A 19,629-nucleotide genomic window follows, 5' to 3' on the forward strand; every position below is an offset into this window, starting at 1 on the left:
TCGGCGCCGGTCCCGCCTAGTCCTCCGCCGGGATCTTCTCGTCCCGGTCGGGCGGAACGCCGTCGAAGCCGTTGGCCCAGTAGCGACCGCGCAGCGACAGGTCGAGGAGCATGCCGGTGACCTCCTCGGGCGAGAGCTGCGGTGGATCGGTTTCCAGCCACCAGCGCATCACCGCGATCTGCTCGCCCACCCAGGCGCGCGCCAGCACTTCGACGTCGATCCTCGGGGACACGCCGTGGTATTCGGCGCGCGCCTGGAAGATGTGCGCGGCTGCGGCGGTGCGCGCGTCGGTGAACTCCCGCAGCGCTCGCCCGTCGCCCTCGCCGCGCAGGACGACCCGGTAGACGTCGCGCTCGTCGAGCGCGTGGCGGAACAGCTCCAGCACCGGCTTGCCGGTGAAGCCCACCGACGAGGTCGGCACCAGCGGCAGCAGTCTCGCGTGCAACTCCTCCAGCAGGTCGGAGGTGACGCGGCTGAGCAGCGCGTCCTTGTCCGCGTAGTGCTTGTAGAAGGTCGCCCGGCCGAGATCGGCGCGCTCGGTGATGTCTTCCACCGTGACGTGGGAATAGCCGCGTTCCAGCACCAGGGACACCAAAGCGTCCCGCAGGAGGCGGCGGGTGCGGCGGCTGCGCCGGTCCTCGGTCGACATGGCAAGGCCTTTCGTGGTTCGGCGTTCCGGCCGATCAGCTTACCGGTCCATTGACAGCCCGTGCGTTTGTAGACATTGTGTCTCCTAATGGTCGACGCGACGAAGACCTTGGGAGTCGGCATGAACCTGGGCAGCTACCTCACCCGCAGCAGCAGCTTCTGGCCGGATCGGGAGGCATTGGTGTGCGGTGGCCGGCGGTGGACCTACCGGGAGCTGGAGGCGCGCACCAACCGGCTGGCTTCGGCGCTGCTCGCGCGGGGGATCCGTCCGGGGCAGGCGGTGGCCACCTTCGCCGGGAACTGCGCCGAGCTGGTGGAGACCGAAATGGCCCTCGGCAAGGGCGGTTTCCTGCGAGTGCCGATCAACACCAGGCTCGCCGCGGGCGAAGTCGGGCACGTCCTGGCGAATTCCTCGGCCCGGGTCCTGTTCGCCGATCCCGCCAGCGTCGAGGCGGCGCGCGAGATCGTCGACGGCGCCGGGCTGGCGTGCGAGGTGGTCGACTACGACGGCGACTACGCCGACCTCCTGGCCGCAGGCGGGGAGGGCCCGGTCGCGGTGGAGGTCGCCGAGAGCGATCCGGCGGTCCTCAACTTCACCTCCGGTTCGACCGGTTCGCTGAAGGCCGCGGTGCAGACGACCGGCAACCGGCTGGCGAACATGCGCAAGCGGCTGATGACCCCGGAACGCCGCCCGGAGGAGGCCGAGCGCTACCTGGCCGCTGGGCCGATCACCCACGCCACCGGGATGGGGCTGCTGGCGGCCTTCGCCCGCGGCACCAGCGTGGTGGTGCAGCCGCGCTGGGACGCAGGGGAGTTCCTGCGCCTCGTCGAAGCCGAGCGGATCACCTCCACGTTCCTGGTGCCGACGATGCTGAACCAGGTGCTCGGGCACCCGGATCTGAGCACTGCCGACGTGTCCTCGATGACCTGCCTGCGGATCGGCGGCGCACCCGTCTCGCCGCAGCGGCTGCGCGAGGCCGTAGCCGCGTTCGGACCGGTCGTCATGCAGGGCTACGGGCAGGTCGAGACCACCAGCGGAGTCACCGTGCTCACCGCCGAGGACGTAGTCCGCGGCATCGCGGAGGACCCGGAGCTGCTGTCCTCCTGCGGTCGGCCGGTCTACGACACCGAGGTGCGCGTGGTGGACGACGACGGCGACCCGGTGTCCGCCGGTGAACTCGGCGAGGTGGTGGTGCGCGGCCCGGACTGCGTCCACCAGTACTGGGGCGAGCCCGAGCTCAGCGCCCAGACCTTCCGCGACGGCTGGGTGCACACCGGCGACATCGGGTACCTGCGGGCGGATGGCTACCTGTTCGTCGTGGACCGCAAGAAGGACATGATCATCTCCGGCGGTTTCAACGTGTACTGCGGCGAAGTCGAGGCCGCGCTCTACGAACACCCCGCGGTCTCGGAAGCCTGCGTGGTCGGCGTCCCGGACGAGACGTGGGGCGAAGCGGTCAAGGCCGTCGTCGTGACCCGCGAGGCGGTGTCGGAAGCCGGGCTCATCGAGTTCTGCGCGGCGAAGCTGGCCCGCCACAAGCTGCCCAAGACGGTGGACTTCGCCGCCGGCCTCCCGGTGAACCGCAACGGCAAGACCGACCGGCGCGCGGTGCGCGACCGCTACTGGACCAGCAGCGACCGCAAGGTCCACTGAGGAGGGACAACCATGTCGTTCACGCTCACCCCGGCCTACGACGACGACCCGCGCCTGGCCGACCTCGTCGGGCGGTTGCGCCACTACCTGGACGGCGAGCTCGCGGAGTACGAGGCCGATCTCCGCCTCACCCCGGAGACGCGGCTGAGCCGCGACGTGCTGGAGCCGGTCTGGAAGCGCAGCCGCGAGCTCGGCTTCTACGGCATCCACCTGCCCGCGCGGTTCGGCGGGCAGGGGCTCTCGTTCACCGAACTGGCCGCGCTCAAGGAGGAGATCGGTGCTTCGGGGCGCGTCCTGTCGCACTCCGTGCTCGGCGACATGGGCGGGCCGCTGCGCGCCGGATCGATCTTCGAGTTCGCCACCGAGCTCCAGCTGGAGAAGTACCTGCTGCCGGTGATCCGGGGCGAACGGGCGTGCTGCTTCTCGCTGACCGAGGCGGACGCGGGCTCGGACGTGCGCGCGATGCGCACCACCGCGGTCCCGGACGGCGACGGCTGGCGGATCACCGGCCACAAGGTGTTCTCCTCCGCCGGGCCCTTCGCCGACTTCTCCGTGCTGGTGGCCCGCATGGCCGGTGCCGAGGAGTCCTACTCCGCGTTCCTGGTGGACCTGGACTCACCGGGGTGCGCCGTGCTCGACGGCCAGACCCCGATGTCCGGCCAGCACATCGAGAGCGACATCGTCCTGGAGGACTGCTACGTCGGCCCGGAGCAACTGCTCGGCCGCGTCGGCGACGGCCTGCGCGTGGGACTGGGCCGGGTCACCGCCAACCGGCTGCTGCACTGCCCCACGGTGCTCGGCAACGCGCGGCGCGCACTGCAGCTCACCGTCGATTTCGCCAAGAACCGGCACGCCTTCGGTGCGCCGCTGGCGGCGTTGCAGTCCGTCCAGCACAAGATCGCCGACCTGGCCACCACCTACTACGCCGCGCGGAGCATGACCTACGACGCGCTGGCCGCGCTCGACGCGGGCGCCAAACCGCGCACCGAGGCGTTCATGTGCAAGCTCTTCGTCGCCGAGAACGCCTTCCGCATCGCCGACGAGGCGGTGCAGATCCACGGCAAGGCGGGACTGGTGCGCGGCAGCGAGGTCGAGTGGCTGTTCCGCAGGCTGCGCATGTTCCGCATTCTCACCGGTTCCTCGGAGATCCAGAAGAACGGCATCGCCAAGGAGCTGCTCACCACCTGACCGGGCCACTTCACCTGGAGCGACGATGAAGTCCTCGAAACCCGACACCCCGGCCGGCCCCTCGAAGAAGCCTGACCTGCGCGCGTGGGCCGTCATGGCGATGCTGCTGGTCTTCATGCTGATCAACTACGCGGACAAGGCCGTGCTCGGGCTCGCCGCCAACCCCATCATGCGGGAACTGGGACTGAGCCACTCCGAGTACGGACTGCTGGCGAGCTCGTTCTTCTTCCTGTTCAACATCTCCGCGGTCGCCTTCGGTTTCCTGGCCAACCGGTTCCCGGCGAAGTGGCTGCTGTTCGGCATGGCGCTGGTGTGGGCGCTCACCCAGCTGCCGGTGGTCGCCGGGGCCGGTTTCGCCGCGCTGCTGGTCAGCAGGATCGTCCTGGGTGCGGCGGAAGGGCCCGCGCAGCCGGTCGCGATGCACGCCGCGTTCAAGTGGTTCCCGAACGAGAAGCGCAGCATCCCGAGCTCGCTGATCTCCGGCGGCGGCGGGTTGGGCGGCGTGCTGGCCGCGCCGCTGCTCACCCTGGTCATCATCAACTTCGGCTGGCGCTGGGCCTTCCTGTCGCTGTTCGTCGTCGGCGTCCTCTGGTGCGCCGTCTGGGCGGTGGTCGGCCGCGAGGGCACCGCCGACCGCGCGACCGCGGCGACCGGCGCGGAACCGGAGCGCGCGGAGGACTTCCGCGTGCCCTACCACCGCATCCTGCTCAGCGGGACTTGGCTGGCCGGATTCGTCGGCGCCTTCGGCGCCTACTGGACCTCCGCGCTGCTGCTCGCGTGGGTGCCGTCCTACCTCGAGACCTCGCTGGGCTACAGCGCGGTCGCGGCCGGTGCCATCGTGACCGCGCCCTGGGTGCTGAAGACCGTCGCGACCTTCGGGCAGGGTGCGCTGACGCAGTGGCTGATGCACCGCGGGGTGTCCAGCCGGGTCTCGCGCGGCGTTCTCGGTGGCTGCGCGGTGTTCCTGGCCGGTGCGGCGATGCTGCTGGCCCCGTTCGTGACGCACCACGGCCTCAAGATCGCGCTCATCACGGTCGCGTTCAGCATCGGCGCCGTCAAGTTCGCCATCGGCCAGACGATCAACGCCGAGATCACCCCACCGGCTCAGCGCGGCGCGGTGCTGTCGATGACCGTCGGGCTGGTGACGCTGGCCGGTCTCGCCGCGCCCTACGTGACGGGCCGGATCGTCGAATCGGCGGCCGATCCGGCGACGGGTTTCGCGATCGCGTTCGCCATACCGGGAACCCTGATGCTCATCGGCGGCCTGCTGGCCTTCGCCTTCGTCCGCCCCGAACGCGACGCGCGACGCATCGCCGCGCACGGGCGCCACGTCGACCAGCAGGCGCAGCTGAGCCCGACCGCGACCCGGCCAGGGGTGGGTGCGGGCGGATAGCACCTCGGCAGTTAGGTTAGGCATGCTTGACCGACCGATGTGGGGTGTTCGATGCTCTCCTCCGAGCCGCTGCTCGGCGCGCTCACCTGGCAACCGGACCGAGCGGACGTGGTGACCTGCGAGACGCAGCTGCGCGAGGTGGTCGAGCCGCCCGCGCCGGTGATCGCGGACAAGGGCATCGCCGGGATCGACGAGCGCAGCAGGGACTTCATCGCGGCCTCGCGGTTGTTCTTCCTGGCCACGACCGCACCGGACGGCAGCCTCGACGTCTCCCCGCGCGGGGACGAGGCGGGTGGTGTGCTGCTGTTCGACGACAACCGCACCCTGGCCTTCGCCGACCGCAACGGCAACCGCAGGCTGGACAGCTTCCGCAACATCCTCCGGCACCCGAGGGTGGGCATGCTCTTCGTCGTGCCCGGCCTCGACCACTCGCTGCGCGTCAACGGCAAGGCGACGATCGTGCGCTCCGCACCGTTCTTCACCGGTCTCGCGGTCAACGGCGTCGATCCGGCGCTGGCCGTGGTGGTCGAGGTCGACGAGCTCTTCGTGCACTGCGGCCGGGCGTTCCTGCACTCCGGGGCCTGGAATCCCGGCAGCTGGCCGGAATCCGACGCGGTTCCCACCGTCGGACAGCTGTTCAAGAGTCAGTCGGCCTTCGCACCGTGATCCTCCTCAGCGAACGCGCGGTCCACTGAGGAGGACCAGAACGGCACTAGGACTTGCGCTGTGCGCTCAGCGTTGCGAGCAAGGCCGCGGCCGCGGCGAAGCCCGCGCTGATCCACAACGCCAGGTATGCGTGGGCTGCCCCGCCCACCGCGAGCCCGGCCGCGGCCGGACCGGCGATGGCGCCCAGGTTGAACGCCGTGGTGGCCAGCGCACCGGCGATGCGCGGGGCCGATTCCGATGCCGAGGACACGATCGAGGCGATCACCGCCGAGCCCACCCCGAACGATCCGGCCCCGGTCACGAGCGCCAGCACGAGCACTCCGAGCAGGGTGTGCGCGGAGAGCGCGGCGAGCACCCACAGAGCGGTCACCACGACCGCGCCGCCGGTGACGATGCGCCGCGCGTACCGGTCGCTGCAGCGGCCCGCGATGGTCACGCCGAGGAACGAGCCGATGCCGAACAGCGCCAGCGCCGCCGGAACCCAGGCGCTCCCGGGTGCGGACACCGCCGTGGTGATCGTGCCCAGGTAGGTGAACCCGGCGAAGGTCGCCGCGTTGACCAGGATCCCGATGCCGATCACGACGAGGAGACGTCGCTGCGCCAGCACTCGCCATTCGGTCCACACCGGAGCGCAACCCCCGCCGCGCCCGGCGAGCGCCGAGGTCGTCGGCCACAGCACGACCAGCGCCACCGCGCTGAGCGCGGCGATCGCCCAGAACGCCGACTGCCAGCCCCACAGCTGCCCGACGACCGTTCCCGCGGGCACTCCGGCGATGCAGGCGATCGTCACGCCGGAGAGGATCACGGAGGTGGCCCGGCCCACCAGCGGTGGGCGCACCAGCACCGGCAGGCTCGCCAGCACCACGGCCAGGAATCCCGCGTTGGCCACCGCCGCCACCAGCCGGGTTCCCAGCAGCACGGCGAAGTTCGCCGTCATCGCACCGACGACGTGGCACAGGGCGAACAGCGCGAGGAAGCCCATCAGCGCCACCCGGCGGGGGACGGCGCTGGCGGCCATCGCCATCGTCGGGGCGCCGAGCACCATGCCCACGGCGAACACCGACGTCAACAGCCCGGCCTCGCCGAGCGAAACACCGCTGTCCGCGGCGATGTCCGCCAGCATCCCGGACAGCATGAACTCCGACGTGCCCTGCGCGAACACCGCGGCAGCGAGCACGAAAACCACGAAAGGCAACTGAACCTTCTCCCGAACTGCAGGCACACCCGCCGGGCACGGCGAACCGGCCGCGCGCGGGCGTGCGTGGAAGCGAAAAGACGATCCGCGGGCGAAGTCGAGCACCGGTGATCAACGCGAGAAGGCGTTGCACCGCGGCGTGCTGCTCCGCCGCTCAGCGCGAGTGCTGAGCGGCTACCGTCTGGACGCCTCGGGGGAGTTCACGCCGCAGACCATACAGCACCGGTCGCACCGGGTTTTCCGACTGGCCGACATCAGCGGCGGAGCGCGCGGGACTCCGCCGTTCAGCGGGACGCGGACGGCTATCGGACGGTTGTCCGGCGTTGTGCGGATGGGCATGCTGGCCGTACCGAGATCACGGCGCGACCCGGGGGTGGGCATGGTCGACTCCCGGCGGGGCCCCTCCGACCGCGGGTTCTGGACGATGCTGGAACCGTCCGAGCGGGAGCTGGTGCGGCGGGCCGGTGCGGCGCGGCGGTTCGACCCCGGCGAATCCCTCTGCCGGCAGGGCGATTCGTCCCAGCACGTCTACGTGCTGCTGGGCGGCAGCCTCGAAGTCGTCTCGGACGTCAGCACGGGCTACGAGAGCGTGCTCGCGGTGCGCGGACCGGGAGACATCGTGGGCGAATTCGCCGCGGTGGACGGCAGGCCGCGCTCGGCGACCATGCGGGCGCTCGAACGCGTCGAGGCGATCGTCGTGCCCGCCGACCGGTTCGCCGCGCTGTGCCAGTCCAGGCCCGGGCTGGCGTGGGCGCTGCTGCTCGTGGTCGTCGACCGGCTGCGGGAGATCAGCCAGCAGCGCGCCGAGCACGGCGGCCGGCCGGTCGAGCAGCGGCTGGCCGCGCTGCTGATCGAGCTCGCCGGCCGCTACGGCGTGTCCGCGGGGGAATCCGTCACGATCGCGATCCCCATCACGCAGAAGAGCATGGCCGGTCTGATCTCGGCGTCCCGGGAATCGGTGGTGCGGGTGCTTGCGGAACTGCGGCGGCAGCGCCTGATCGCGACCGCCCGCCGCCGGGTGACGATCCTGCGCCTGGACGCCCTCGAACGCCTCGCCTCCTGAGCGCGACGACGAGTCCGGCGCGGAAAAGCGCGAATGAGTCACGTGACGCACTGGGCGGCGCGCGGCTGCCGTACACCTCGTTCATCACCGTTGCTCGGAGGAGGTTGACGAACATGACGAGAACCCGTTCGCCGCGAGTCGACTCCCGAACGATCCCGGCCGCTGCGCTGCCGCAGCGCCGCCTTCGCTGGTGGGACCGGCCGATGCTGTTGTGCAGCGTCCTGTTCACCGCCGTCCAGGTGTGGGCGCTGGTCGTCCTGCTGGTGTCGGTCCAGCCCGATGGCGCGGTCCGGGTGGCCCTGGCCGCCGTGATGGCGGCTGCCATCACGGCAGTCATGTCGGCCTGGGGGAGGGCGCGCACGTAGCCGCGGATCCGAGGGGTGTTCAGCGGATACGGCGCCCAGAAGGGCGGGGAGCGGTGCGCGGGGCCGCGCCGCTCCCCGCCCGCACGTGCGCGGACGGCAGGACCGGTGCCGTCGCCAGGACGAAGATCGAACGGTCCTCCCGGCAGGTGCGCGTCGCGTACAGTACGTCCGGGATACCGGGTGACAGCGGTGCGATGTCCCGGGGCAGGCCGCCGGTGACACCGGCGCGCCGCGGTGGGGCGGTGTGCGGGTATCGCGGTGCTGGGAGGGGGTCTCATGCCGCTTTACTCCGAGGCGCTCTACCGGAGCGTCGTGCTGGTGGACGTCGCGCGCTTCACCGATGCGCGCCGGACCTTCCACGACCAGGTCGCGGTGCACCGGAGCCTCACCCAGCTGCTGGAGCAGGCCTTCGACGAGTCGGGCATCGAGTGGCGCACCTGCGACGTGGAGGACCGCGGCGACGGCAAGATAATCCTGGTGCCGCCCCACGTGCCGCAGGTGCGGCTGGCCGACCACCTCGGCAACCGGTTGCTCGCGGGGCTGCGCAGGCACAACGCGGTGCACTCCGATGCGGCGGCCATGCAGCTGCGGGTCGCGCTGCACGCCGGGCACGTCAAGGTCAGCTCCAACGGCAAGGTCAGCCCGGCGATCAACTTCGCGGCCCGCATCCTCGACGCGCCGGATGCGAAGACCTGGTTGGCGCAGACGCGCAGCGCGCTCGCGCTGATCGCCTCGGAGGACTTCTTCCGGGACGTGATCCAGCACGAGGCCGCCGAACCCGAGATGTTCCAGCAGATCTCGGTGGCGGTGAAGGAGACCAGCACCGTCGCGTGGCTGCGGCTGCTGGGCGCGGAGGCCAAGGCCTTCGAACCGGCCGCGCCGCGCGACGTGCTGGAGCTGCTGCCTGCCGGTGAGCTGGAGAAGCTCCGCGACCCGCTGGCCGAGCTCGACGTCGCGCAGCTGCCGACGCTGCTGCGGCGGGCCGCCGGCCCGGCCGTCCAGCTCCCCGGGCGCGAGGCCAGCGCGTGGGACGTCCTGGAGTACCTGACCGATGTCAACGCGGGCGCGGACGGCTTCCCACCGGCGTTGGCGTTCGTGGAGCTGCTGGCGCGGCAGATCGGTGACCGCGCGGTGCGCGCCAAGCTGGAGGAGTGGAGCAGCGCGCAGGCCCGGCGGCTGCTGCTCGACGCCGAACTCGCGGATTTCCGCGCGGCGCACGCGGAACCGGTCGCGGTCGATTCCCGGCTGCACCTGGTCGTGGTCGTCCAGCACGACGGGATCGACCCGGACCGCTTCGTGATCTCGCACTGGCGGCAGGACGATCCGGCGGAGTGGCCGCCGGTGCGCGGGCGCAGCCGCACGGCCCGGTTCGACGAGATCGAGTGGCACGTGGACGCGCTGGTGATCGAGGCGGAGCGGGCGTGGCGCGGTCACGAGGGAGCGGTGGCGCTGGAAGTCGTGCTGCCGCGGGCGTTGCTGAACCTGCCCGTGCACCTGTGGCACAAGGAGCACGACTCGGGCGTACCCCGCCCGCTGTGCCTGGACTACCCGATCGTGGTGCGCTCCTTGGAGCGGATGATGTCCGATCACTGGCACCGGGTGTGGAACCGGCGGTGGCGGACGATGAGCGAGGATCCGCGCAGCGCGGTGGTGCACTACGCCCGGCAGGCGGACCCGGACAGCCCGCACGCGGTGGAAGCCGTGCTGGAGGGGGAGGAGCGGTGCGCGGCCATCGTGCTGACGGCGGCCCCGTCGCGGGAACCGCGCCGCGGGGACGAGCTGATGTCGGCGCTGCGCTCCGGTTTGCCCGCGGTGTTCTGGCACCGCACCGACGCGGATCCGGGACGCGTGCGCGAGGTGGTGGAGTGGTTGGTCGACGAAGGCGGGCTGGGTGAGCTGCCGTCCCGCGCCCAGCGGATCCGGCGGGACGCGCACCGGGACTCCCCAACGCGATTCGACGTGAAGGTGGTGCAAGAGCTGGTGGTGATGTGGGATGATCCGAGCCGGTTGCTGAACCCCGATGAGCTCGCGGGCTGAAGCCGGGAGGTACACCGCGAATGAGCATCGACGAGCGTTCCGGTGATGCGGAACGAGGGCGGTCGGCGGGGTTCGGCACGCCGGACTGGTGGATCTACCGCGGCACCGGCAGGCCGTTGCGCGATGTCCGGTTGACCGATCTGCTGCCCGCACCGCCGCCCTGGCGGGACTTCCAGGGCGGTCCGCTGCCCGAGCGGGACCTGCCGCCCCCGGACGACGGCGAGACCCGGCGGCGGTTGGGCGCGGAGGCGTACCTGTCCGAACGCGACGTCGACGCGCACGAGGTCGACATGGTGAACTCGGCGCTGTACCTGCGCCGCCCGCTGCTGGTGACCGGTCGTCCCGGCACCGGCAAGTCCAGCCTGGCCTTCCGGATCGCCCGCGAACTGGGGCTCGGGCGGGTGCTCAGGTGGCCGATCACCAGTCGCACCACGCTGAAATCCGGCCTGTACGCCTACGACGCGATCGGTCGAGCGCAGGCCGCAGCGACGCGGCAGGCGGCGGCGAAGTGGGCTGCGGGCGGCGAGCACGAACCGGCCGCGGAGCCGCCGGTGGGCGACTTCGTGCGGTTGGGGCCGCTGGGCACGGCTTTCCTGCCGACCGGGCTGCCGCGCGTGCTGCTCATCGACGAGCTCGACAAGAGCGAGGTCGACCTGCCCAACGATCTGCTGAGCATCTTCGAGGACGGGCAGTTCACCATTCCCGAGCTGGAGCGGATGCGGGACCGGTCGCCGGAGGTGACCGTGCTGGCCGACGATCCCGGCACCACGGCCACCGTCGTCGACGGCCGGGTGAGCTGCCGCGCCTTCCCGGTCGTGGTGATCACCAGCAACGGCGAGCGGGAGTTCCCGGAGGCGTTCCTGCGCCGCTGCCTGCGGTTGACCGTCCGGGAACCGGGCGCCGAGCAGCTGGCCGCGATGGTGGCCGCGCACCTGGCCGGGACCGAGGACGGCCAGCGGGAGCGGATGATCCAGGAGTTCCTGGACCGCGGGGCCGACGGTGGTGGTCTTCCCGCCGACAAGCTGCTGGACGCGTTGTACCTGGTGACCTCGGGCACCTACCGCGACGACGGCGAGTCCTGGTCGCGGTTGCGGGATGCGCTGTGGCGGCAACTCACCTCGGTCACCTGACGTGCGGCGCGCGGATGGTGGTGCGGCAGCCGGTCCGGACGGGCGGGCGGAACCTGCGACCGCGCCGCTGCTGAGCGCCGGTGAGCTGGACTGGTCCGAGGTCGCCGATGCGGTCTGGTTGACCGCGGCGACCCAGCACGCGTGGGGGCGCAAGCGCGGTGCCGCTCCGCAGGACCCGGCCGACGAAAGTCCTCAGTGGACCGATGAGCGGCCGGCGGTCGCGGAGACCGAGCCGCGCGAGGAACCGCCGGAGCCGCCCGAGCCGCTCCCGCGCCCGCCGGAGGAGGTCGACCAGGACGTCGTCGCGGACGTGCTCCCGGACGAGGAGTGGTCGGTGCGCGACGGAGTTCCAGCCGACGGTGCCGGGCTGCGAGTGGTGCGCCGGGAGGTGGGAAGACCGGACTTCGTCCGGGCGCTCAGGCCGTTCAAGCGCGAGATCTCGTCCCCGCACGACGAAGACGCGCTTCTCGACGAGGACGCGACCGCGGAACGCGCGGTCGAGGACGGACTGTGGCTGCCGATGACCCGACCGGGCAAGACGCGCTGGCTCGACCTGACGCTGGTCGTGGACACCAACCCGTCCATGGCGCTGTGGAGCTCGACGATCAGCGGGTTCCTCAGCGCGCTGGAACGGCTGGGCGCGTTCCGGTCGATCCAGCGGCGGTTGCTGGAGACCGGTGCGACGCCGTCGCTGCGCGGCGGCACGCCGGACACCCCGGTGCGCAGCCCGGCGGAGCTGATCGACCCGTCCGGGCGGCGGGTCGTGCTGGTCCTGACCGACGGTGTCGCCGCGTGCTGGCGGCGGGGTTCGGTCGCGCCCCTGCTGGCCACGTGGGGCGAGTCGATGTCGGTGGCGGTGGCCCACCTGTTCCCGCAGCGGTTGTGGCACCGCGGCGGTCTGCGCCCGCAGCGCGCGAAGCTCACCACCCCGCGCGCGGCGGCCCCCAACCGGCAGTGGCAGGTGGAGCTGCCCGACGCGTGGCTGGATCCCGACCCGTCCCCACCGCCCGGTTCGGTAGCAGTGCCGATCCTGGAGCTGGAAACGCGCTGGCTGTCCCACTGGGCGCAGCTGGTCGCGGGGCAGCGCAGGCGTTCGGCGGAGGCCGTGGTGATGCTGGCCGGTCCGCTGCAGCCGGCCGAGGACGAGGCGCAGGTCCCGGGCAACGGTCGCGCGCGGTCCCCGCAACAGCGGGTGATGAACTTCCTCAGCACGGCCTCGCCGCCCGCGTCGCGGCTCGCGACGCTGCTGGCCGCGGTGCCGGTGAGCGTGCCGGTCGCGCGGGCGATCCAGACCGAGCTGGTGCCGGGTTCCGGACCGGACGACCTGGCCGAGGTGTTCACCAGCGATCTGCTGCGGCCCGTCGACGAGGCGGGTGGCTGGGAGAACGCCACGTTCGCCTTCGAGCAGCCGGTCCGGGAGGTCCTGCTCAGCGGCGCCCGGCGCTCGGAGACCGCGCACGTGCTGCGCATCGTCGCCGACCGCGTCCCCGGCGTCGCCCACCTCCGCGATGCGCTGGCCGACCCGGACCGGACGCCGAGCCCGCTCCCGGCCCCGGACTCGGCCGGTGACCTGGAGATCGAGCGCGCCGTGATGCGGGCCCTGTCGGGGCCGTACCTGGCCCGTGCGGGCCGGATCGGCAGGCAGCTCCGGGGCACCGCGAAGATCACACGTTCGGCGGAACGTGATCGCTTCAGTTCCGGGACCGGTGGGTCCGATGAATCCGTGAGTACCGCAGACACGACGGCGAGTGGAAAAATGTCAGGTCACAACAGCGAACCCGCGAGCGCCCAGCAGCACCCGGACCGCCTGCCGGAACCGCTCCGGGTGGTGCCGTTCGAACCGGCCGAGGGCGCCTCGGACACCTCCGGGCCGCCGTCCACTGTGGTCGCCCGGATCCTCCGCGAGCGGCGGTCCGACGACGTGCCGCCGATCTGGGGCGACGTGCCGCCGCGCAATCCGATCTTCACCGGCCGGGAGGAACCGCTGGCCGAGCTCGACGAGCGGCTCAAGGACGGCGGCACCACCGCCATCCTGCCCTCGGCGCTGCACGGCATGAGCGGGATCGGCAAGACCCAGATCGCCGTCGAGTACGTCTACCGCCACCTGTCGGACTACGACCTGGTGTGGTGGGTGCAGGCCGGGCAGGCCGCGCAGATCCGCGCCGGGCTGACCGAGCTGGCGCAGGCGCTGCAGCTGCCGGGCAGCTCCGAGGCCCACACCGCGGTGCCCGCGGTGCGGGAGGCGCTGCGCCGGGGCTATCCGATCCGCCGGTGGCTGCTGGTGTTCGACGCCGCGGAGAGCCCGGAGGACGTGCGCCCCTTCTTCCCGGCCAACGGGCCGGGCGAGATCATCATCACCTCGCGCAACCCGGACTGGGCGGAGGTCGCCGGTCCGCTGGAGGTCACGCTGTTCGAGCGCTCGGAGAGCAAGGCGCTGCTGCGCAGCCGCGGCCCGGAGATCACCGAGGACGAGGCGGACGCGCTGGCCGAGAAGCTCGGCGATCTCCCGCTGGCGATCGCCCAGGCGGCCGCGTGGCGCGCCGAGACCGGGATGCCGGTCAGCGAGTACCTGCGCGTGTTCGACGAGAAGGTGGCCGAGATACTCGACGTGTCCGCGCCGAACGACTACGAGGTGTCGCTGGCGGCGGCGTGGAACGTCTCGCTGGACCAGCTGGAAGCCCGCAACCCGGCCGCGCACCAGCTGCTGCAGGTGTGCGCGTTCTTCGCCGCGGAACCGATCTCCCGCAGCCTGTTCACCGGCGTGCGCGGCACGGCGGTGTCACCGGAGCTGGACGCGGCGCTGCGCGATCCGCTGCGGCTGGGCCGGGCGATCCGCGACATCAACAGGTTCGGGCTGGCCAAGATCGACCACCGCAACGACACGCTGCAGCTGCACCGGCTGGTGCAGCTGGTCCTGCGCGACCGGATGTCCCCGCAGCGCCGCGCCGAGGTCCGGCACGGCGCGCACCTGCTGCTGGCCAACCTCGACCCGGGCGATCCGGCCGATCCCGCGCAGTGGCCGCGCTTCCAGGCCATCCTCCCGCACGCCTACGCCTCGAACGTGCTGGAGTGCGAGGACCCCTGGGTGCGGCAGCTGGTCATCGACCTGATGGAGTACCTGTTCTTCTGGGGCGACCACCACGAGAGCGCCGCGCTGGGCCGCCGGGCGATGCAGGCCTGGTCCACGCAGCTGGAGGAGACCGACCCGCAGCTCATGCAGGTGGCCGCCAAGCTGGGGCCGCACCTGACCATCCTGGGCCGCTTCGAGGAAGCCGCCGAGCTCAACGGGCGGATGCTGGCCCTGCGCAAGCAGACCTCGGGGGAGAACAGCGAGGAGACCCTGGACGCGGAGCTCAGCGTCGCGTTCGACCTGAAGGCCAAGGGCGAGTACTCGCAAGCCCGGGACATGAACCTGGCGACCTACCAGAAGGCCAAGGCGCTCTACGGCGAGGACGACCCGGTCACCTTGTCCGCGGTGCACGACTTCGCGGTGACGCTGCGGCTGCTCGGCGACTACCGGGGAGCGCGGGAGCTCAACGAGGACACCGTCCGGCGGCGCGGCGAGGTCCACGGCTACGACAGCGCGCACGCCGTGAACACCCTGGGCGGGCTGATCCTGGACCGCCTCGAACTGGGCGACTACATCTGGGCGCACGCCGAGATGGAGCGGCTGTTCGCCCGCTGCCGCAAGCTCTTCGGCGAGGACAAGGCGATCACCCTGTACTGCCAGCACCGGCTGGCGGTGGCGGCCCGCAAGAACGGTGACCACCGAGGTGCCTTCGAGCTCTCCAGCGGGGCCCTGGACCTGTTCCGGTTCCGCTACGGCTCCGACCACCCGAACACGCTGGCCTGCGCGATCTCGCACTCCATCGACCTGCGGCACTACGGCGATCTGGCGAACGCGCGCAAGCTCGGCGAGGACACCTACGACCGGTACCGGCGCGGTCTCGGCGAGAACCACCCGCACACCCTGGGCGCGGCCATCGACGTCGCGGTGACGCTGCGGGCCCTCGGCGAGGTCGACGGCGCGCGGCAGCTCGACGAGGGGTCGGTGGAGCAGCTCGGCGCGATCTTCGGTCCGGAGCAGGCGCACTCGGTGATCTCGGTGATCAACCTGGCCAGCGATCTGGCCGCTCTCGGCGAGAACGAGGCGGCGCTGGAGCTGAGCACCGAGACCGCGCAGCGAGCGGGGCGGGTGTTCGGCCCCGATCACCCGACGACCATCGCCGCCACCCACAACCTCGTCCTGGACCTGCGCACGGCCGGGCGCGGTGAGGAGGCGGAGCTCAAGCACGCCGACGTGCTGTCCCGCTACCGGGAGGTGCTGGGTGAAAGGCATCCCGCGGTGATGGCCGCGGTCCGCGGCGACCGGGCGGACTGCGACATCGACCCCGTTCCGCTGTGATGGCGGTGGGCCGGCCGGTTCAGGCCAGGAACCGGCCGATCCAGTCGGCGAGCTCGTCCGGCGCGGGTGCCGCTGGAGACCGGAGTTCCCGGTGCACCGCGCGGATCAGCTCGGGGCAGGTCAGCAGCGCCCGGGCGGCCGGGCGCCTGCCGAGCCCGGACAGGGCGAGGCCGAGCCCGGTCCAGGACGCCGGGCGGTCCGGGTCCGCCGCCAGCTCCGCCCGGTACCCGCGCGCCGCCGCGGTGAGGTTCCCGGTGGCGTAAGCCAGATCCGCCGCGGTGGCGTCGGGAACGCTCGCCCACGTTCTGGAAAGAGCGGGCCGGGAACGGGAATCGACGTCCTCGACGAAGCTGAGGCGGACCAGGTCCAGGCGGGCCTGCGACCAGGCGCCGTCGGGCACCGGCGTGGGTGCCCGGTCGTCGGCGACCTCGACCCCGGCCACGCGCTGCCGCCCTTCCCGCCACGCGCGGGTCACCGCCGAAACGGTCTCCGGATCGGGGCGCACGTGCCGGAGGCGCCAGCCCGCGTAGTGGTCGGCGACCAGATCGGTGGCCTTGCCGGCGAGTTCGGCGGGCACCGGCTCGTCCTGCCAGGGCCCGAGCCGCTCGGCGATGCCGTCGGCGAATCGTCGCCCGGCCAGGGTCAGCGCCGGGTCGTGGCGCAGCACCTGGAGGGTGTTCCAGGTCGCTGCCCGCCAGTAGGCGAACTCGAACGCGGCGCGCCGGTCGAGCGGGTTGGCGCGCATCAGAGCGCGCCAGAGCATCGTGACGCCGAAGAACGCGTAGACGCCCTGCAGCACGCCGGCGACGGGGCGCGGATCGTCCCGCCAGGGCGTATGGAAGCGCAACCGGGGGTCGTCCTCGCGCAACCGGATGAAGTGCAGGAGGCCGCCCAGCCGGATGTGCTGGAACTCGTGGACGAGCATGCCCGCCAGTTCGACACCGTCGGCGGGACGGCTGACGATCGCGCTGCCGAACGCTTCGCCGGTGGACGCGCTCGGCATCCGGAACGGCACCGCGGGCCGGGGCACCAGCGAGTCCAGGCCGACCTGCAGCGCGGGGACGATGTCGGGCAGGTGCTCGACGAGCACCTGCCACGCCTCCGCCAGCAGTTCTCGCCAGGAGGTCGCCTCGGCGTCGCTGAGCCGCTGCGGCAGTGCCGGTTCATGCAGCCCGCGGTAGGGGTCGATGTCGTCCAGGTGCACGGAGAACACCTGGTCGTGCGCCCGCAGCGACACCTGCCGCATGCCCGACCAGCCCGGGGCGTCCGCGGCGGGATCGGTGGGCAGGCGCACGCAGGTGGTGTCGTCGCCGACTTCCACCCGGTCGCCGTCGCCGCGCACTTCGGCCACCGAGAACGGCGCGTCCGAGGGCAGGTGGGCGAGCCCGAGCGTGGGCAGGATCGCGCCGCCGCGCCAGACCGGCACCGACGCCCGGAACGGCAGGCCCGCGCGGATCGCCGCCGCGGCGGCGATCGCGTGGATGTGTCCGATGTGGACCCACAGCGGGCAGATCCCGGTGACCCGGTGGTGGAACAGGCGCGTGGTGTAGCCGACCCAGCTCCCCGTGTAGGGATGTGCGAGGACCAGGTCGAGCACGTCGGGGCGCACCGACTGGACGCGTTCGAGCAGTTCCCAGGCCCATTCGGGGGAAGGTAGCGGTTCGCACCGGTCGGGGACCTTGGCCGCCTCGTCCACCAGACCCCGCAACAGCAGCAGCCGACGGCTGCGTTCGGCGCGGCGCAGCTTGCGCACGGTGGGTGCCCCGCCAGCGCCCCGGGCGAGCTCGTCGAAGTCGGTCCAGGACAGGCGGTGCAGCGCCAGGTCTTCCGGGGAGTTCTCGTGGCCGACGGGCACGGCTGCTCCTTGGGAGTAGGACGCCGACCGCGGCGTCAGTCGACCCGCTCGCCGCCTCCGGCGGTGCCCTGCGACGTCACGCCGATGTCCGCTGCTTGTTGCACGACGTGCCGCAGCGACCGGTGCAGCGCCGGGTCGTCCGAGGCCCGCAACTTCGACAGCGGGACCGCTCCGAGGTCGACGAGCTCCGAGGAAAACCCTGGTCCGAGCTCGACTGGGAAGAATGCCATGTGACGACGCCTTCCTCTTGGCCAGCGCGTGCCGGGTGAGCACGTGCTGCCATGATCTCCCGGCCCCCCGGGATTGTGAAGAAGGTTTCCAACTCGTGGCGACTGTTGGAAACCCGGGCTTCCGGCCGCCCCGCCCGAAGACCGGCCACCACGATTGGTCCGAACGGGTGAGCAAGGTCCTGGCCCGGTCGACCTGGTCCAGGCGGCGATCCTGGCGCGCGGCATCGGGCCGGCCTGACCGCCATTCGTCCACAGTAGAGTTACACCTGCACCTCGGAGCGGTCGCCTGCCCAGAGGGTGTGGAAGGAGCCTTCGCGGTCGGTGCGGCGGTAGGTGTGGGCGCCGAAGTAGTCCCGCTGGCCCTGGGTCAGCGCCGCCGGGAGGCGGTCGGCGCGCAGGGAGTCGTAGTAGGCCAGCGCCGCCGCGAAGCCCGGGGTCGGCACCCCTTGGCCGGTGGCCGCGCCGAGGACCGCTCGCCAGTCGTGCTGAGCATCGGCGATCTCGGCGGCGAAGGTCTTGTCGGACAGCAGGCTCGGCAGGTCCGGGCGGGTGTCGTAGGCCGCGCGGATGCGGTCGAGGAACGCGGCGCGGATGATGCAGCCGCCGCGCCAGATCGCCGCCACCGCGCCCAGGTCGATGTTCCAGTCGTACTCGGCGCTGCCCGCGGCGATCTCGTGGAAGCCCTGCGTGTAGGACACGATCTTCGACGCGTACAGCGCCTGCTCCACCTGGTCGGCGAACGCGTCGGACTCGGCTCCGCTGAGCGGCACCGCGGTCGGCCCGGCCAGGTCGCGGGAGGCCTCGCGCAGCGCGGTGTGGCCCGACAGCGACCTGGCGAAGACCGCCTCGGCGATGCCGGAGACCGGCACGCCGAGTTCGAGGGCGAGCTGCACGGTCCAGCGGCCGGTGCCCTTCTGCTCGGCCCGGTCGGCCACCACGTCCACGAACGGCTTGCCGGTGGCGGCGTCCACGTGCGAGAGGACCTCGGCGGTGATCTCGATCAGGTAGGAGTCGAGCCGGCCGGTGTTCCAGGTGCGGAACACCTCGGCGATCTGGGCGGGGGAGTGCCCGGCGACGTCGCGCAGCAGCTGGTAGGCCTCGGCGATGAGCTGCATGTCGGCGTACTCGATGCCGTTGTGCACCATCTTCACGAAGTGGCCCGCCCCGTCGGGGCCCACGTGCGTCACGCACGGCGCGCCATCGGCGGCCTTCGCGGCGATCTTCTCCAGCATCGGGCCCAGCGACGCGTAGGACTCCGCGGAACCGCCGGGCATGATGCTGGGTCCGTGCAGCGCGCCCTCCTCACCACCGGAGATGCCGGTGCCGACGAAGTGGATGCCGCGCTCGCGCAGGTCGCGCTCCCGGCGGCGGGTGTCGGCGAAGTGCGCGTTGCCGCCGTCGATGATCACATCGCCGTCCGCCAGCAGCGGCGCGAACTCCTCGATCACCGCATCGGTGGGATCCCCGGCCTTGACCATGATCACCAGGCGGCGCGGGCGTTCCAGCGCCGCGACGAAGTCGGCGGCCGTTTCGGCGCCGATGAACTCGCCCTCGCCGCCGAACTCCTCCAGCAGCGCCCGGGTCCGCGACGCGGTGCGGTTGTGCACGGCGACGGTGTAGCCGTTGCGGGCGAAGTTGCGCGCCAGGTTACGGCCCATGACCGCGAGCCCCGTGACGCCGATCTGCGCTGACGTGCTCATGAGAGGTCTTCCGTTCTCGTTGTGCGGGGTGGGACCCGGTTGCGGGATGCGCGCGACGGGGCGGCCGCGACAATTCTCGGCCAGCGACCGCCCCGGCGCA

General features: G+C 72.0%; 14 protein-coding genes. 9 read left to right on the top strand and 5 right to left on the bottom strand.

The genetic code is table 11. The features are described 5' to 3' along the window. Window positions 1-16: 16 nt before the first annotated feature. The gene (locus tag OU416_RS01875) at window positions 17-649 is read right to left on the bottom strand and encodes a TetR/AcrR family transcriptional regulator (RefSeq protein WP_270925015.1); all 633 of its coding nucleotides are present in this window, start codon (window positions 647-649) and stop codon (window positions 17-19) included. 87 nt (window positions 650-736) lie between these two features. Between OU416_RS01875 and OU416_RS01880 the strand changes: the two genes are divergently transcribed. From OU416_RS01880 to OU416_RS01895, 4 genes are read left to right on the top strand one after another with little or no spacing between them, the layout of a single operon-like run. Next, window positions 737-2,302 (top strand): AMP-binding protein, encoded by a 1,566-nt coding sequence (locus tag OU416_RS01880; RefSeq protein WP_270925016.1) that lies wholly within the window; start codon window positions 737-739, stop codon window positions 2,300-2,302. Window positions 2,303-2,314: 12 nt separating this feature from the next. After that, complete coding sequence (locus OU416_RS01885; protein ID WP_270925017.1) at window positions 2,315-3,490, top strand: acyl-CoA dehydrogenase family protein; 1,176 nt, start codon at window positions 2,315-2,317, stop codon at window positions 3,488-3,490. A gap of 25 nt (window positions 3,491-3,515) precedes the next feature. Next, window positions 3,516-4,883, top strand: a complete 1,368-nt coding sequence (locus OU416_RS01890; protein ID WP_270925018.1) for an MFS transporter — start codon at window positions 3,516-3,518, stop codon at window positions 4,881-4,883. Window positions 4,884-4,934: 51 nt separating this feature from the next. Next, window positions 4,935-5,549 (top strand): MSMEG_1061 family FMN-dependent PPOX-type flavoprotein, encoded by a 615-nt coding sequence (locus OU416_RS01895; protein ID WP_270925019.1) that lies wholly within the window; start codon window positions 4,935-4,937, stop codon window positions 5,547-5,549. Window positions 5,550-5,595: 46 nt separating this feature from the next. On the opposite strand, the gene OU416_RS01900 is transcribed toward OU416_RS01895, so the two are convergent. Beyond that, complete coding sequence (locus OU416_RS01900) at window positions 5,596-6,735, bottom strand: Cmx/CmrA family chloramphenicol efflux MFS transporter (RefSeq protein ID WP_270925401.1); 1,140 nt, start codon at window positions 6,733-6,735, stop codon at window positions 5,596-5,598. A 388-nt stretch (window positions 6,736-7,123) separates the two neighbouring features. Here OU416_RS01900 and OU416_RS01905 point away from each other — a divergent pair, with 388 nt between their 5' ends. The 5 genes from OU416_RS01905 (at window position 7,124) to fxsT (ending at window position 15,744) form a co-directional block, all read left to right on the top strand. Continuing rightward, entirely contained in the window at window positions 7,124-7,807 is a 684-nt protein-coding gene (locus OU416_RS01905; protein WP_270925020.1) for a Crp/Fnr family transcriptional regulator, read from the top strand. 113 nt (window positions 7,808-7,920) lie between these two features. Beyond that, window positions 7,921-8,172, top strand: a complete 252-nt coding sequence (locus OU416_RS01910) for a hypothetical protein (RefSeq protein ID WP_270925021.1) — start codon at window positions 7,921-7,923, stop codon at window positions 8,170-8,172. Window positions 8,173-8,448: 276 nt separating this feature from the next. After that, the gene (locus tag OU416_RS01915; protein ID WP_270925022.1) at window positions 8,449-10,209 is read left to right on the top strand and encodes a VMAP-C domain-containing protein; all 1,761 of its coding nucleotides are present in this window, start codon (window positions 8,449-8,451) and stop codon (window positions 10,207-10,209) included. Window positions 10,210-10,229: 20 nt separating this feature from the next. Continuing rightward, entirely contained in the window at window positions 10,230-11,339 is a 1,110-nt protein-coding gene (locus OU416_RS01920; protein WP_270925023.1) for an AAA family ATPase, read from the top strand. A gap of 1 nt (window position 11,340) precedes the next feature. Beyond that, window positions 11,341-15,744 (top strand): FxSxx-COOH system tetratricopeptide repeat protein, encoded by a 4,404-nt coding sequence (fxsT, locus tag OU416_RS01925; RefSeq protein WP_270925024.1) that lies wholly within the window; start codon window positions 11,341-11,343, stop codon window positions 15,742-15,744. A gap of 19 nt (window positions 15,745-15,763) precedes the next feature. Here the strand turns inward: fxsT and OU416_RS01930 are convergent, their stop codons facing one another. From OU416_RS01930 to gndA, 3 genes are all read right to left on the bottom strand, one after another. Next, the gene (locus OU416_RS01930; protein ID WP_270925025.1) at window positions 15,764-17,599 is read right to left on the bottom strand and encodes an HEXXH motif domain-containing protein; all 1,836 of its coding nucleotides are present in this window, start codon (window positions 17,597-17,599) and stop codon (window positions 15,764-15,766) included. Window positions 17,600-17,634: 35 nt separating this feature from the next. Next, on the bottom strand, window positions 17,635-17,829 hold the full coding sequence (locus OU416_RS01935; protein WP_270925026.1) for a hypothetical protein: 195 nt from the start codon (window positions 17,827-17,829) through the stop codon (window positions 17,635-17,637). Window positions 17,830-18,089: 260 nt separating this feature from the next. Then, entirely contained in the window at window positions 18,090-19,529 is a 1,440-nt protein-coding gene (gene gndA, locus OU416_RS01940; protein ID WP_270925027.1) for an NADP-dependent phosphogluconate dehydrogenase, read from the bottom strand. Between the last annotated feature and the right edge of the window lie 100 nt (window positions 19,530-19,629).

This window comes from Saccharopolyspora indica (assembly GCF_027853965.1).
Taxonomy (GTDB): domain Bacteria; phylum Actinomycetota; class Actinomycetes; order Mycobacteriales; family Pseudonocardiaceae; genus Saccharopolyspora; species Saccharopolyspora indica.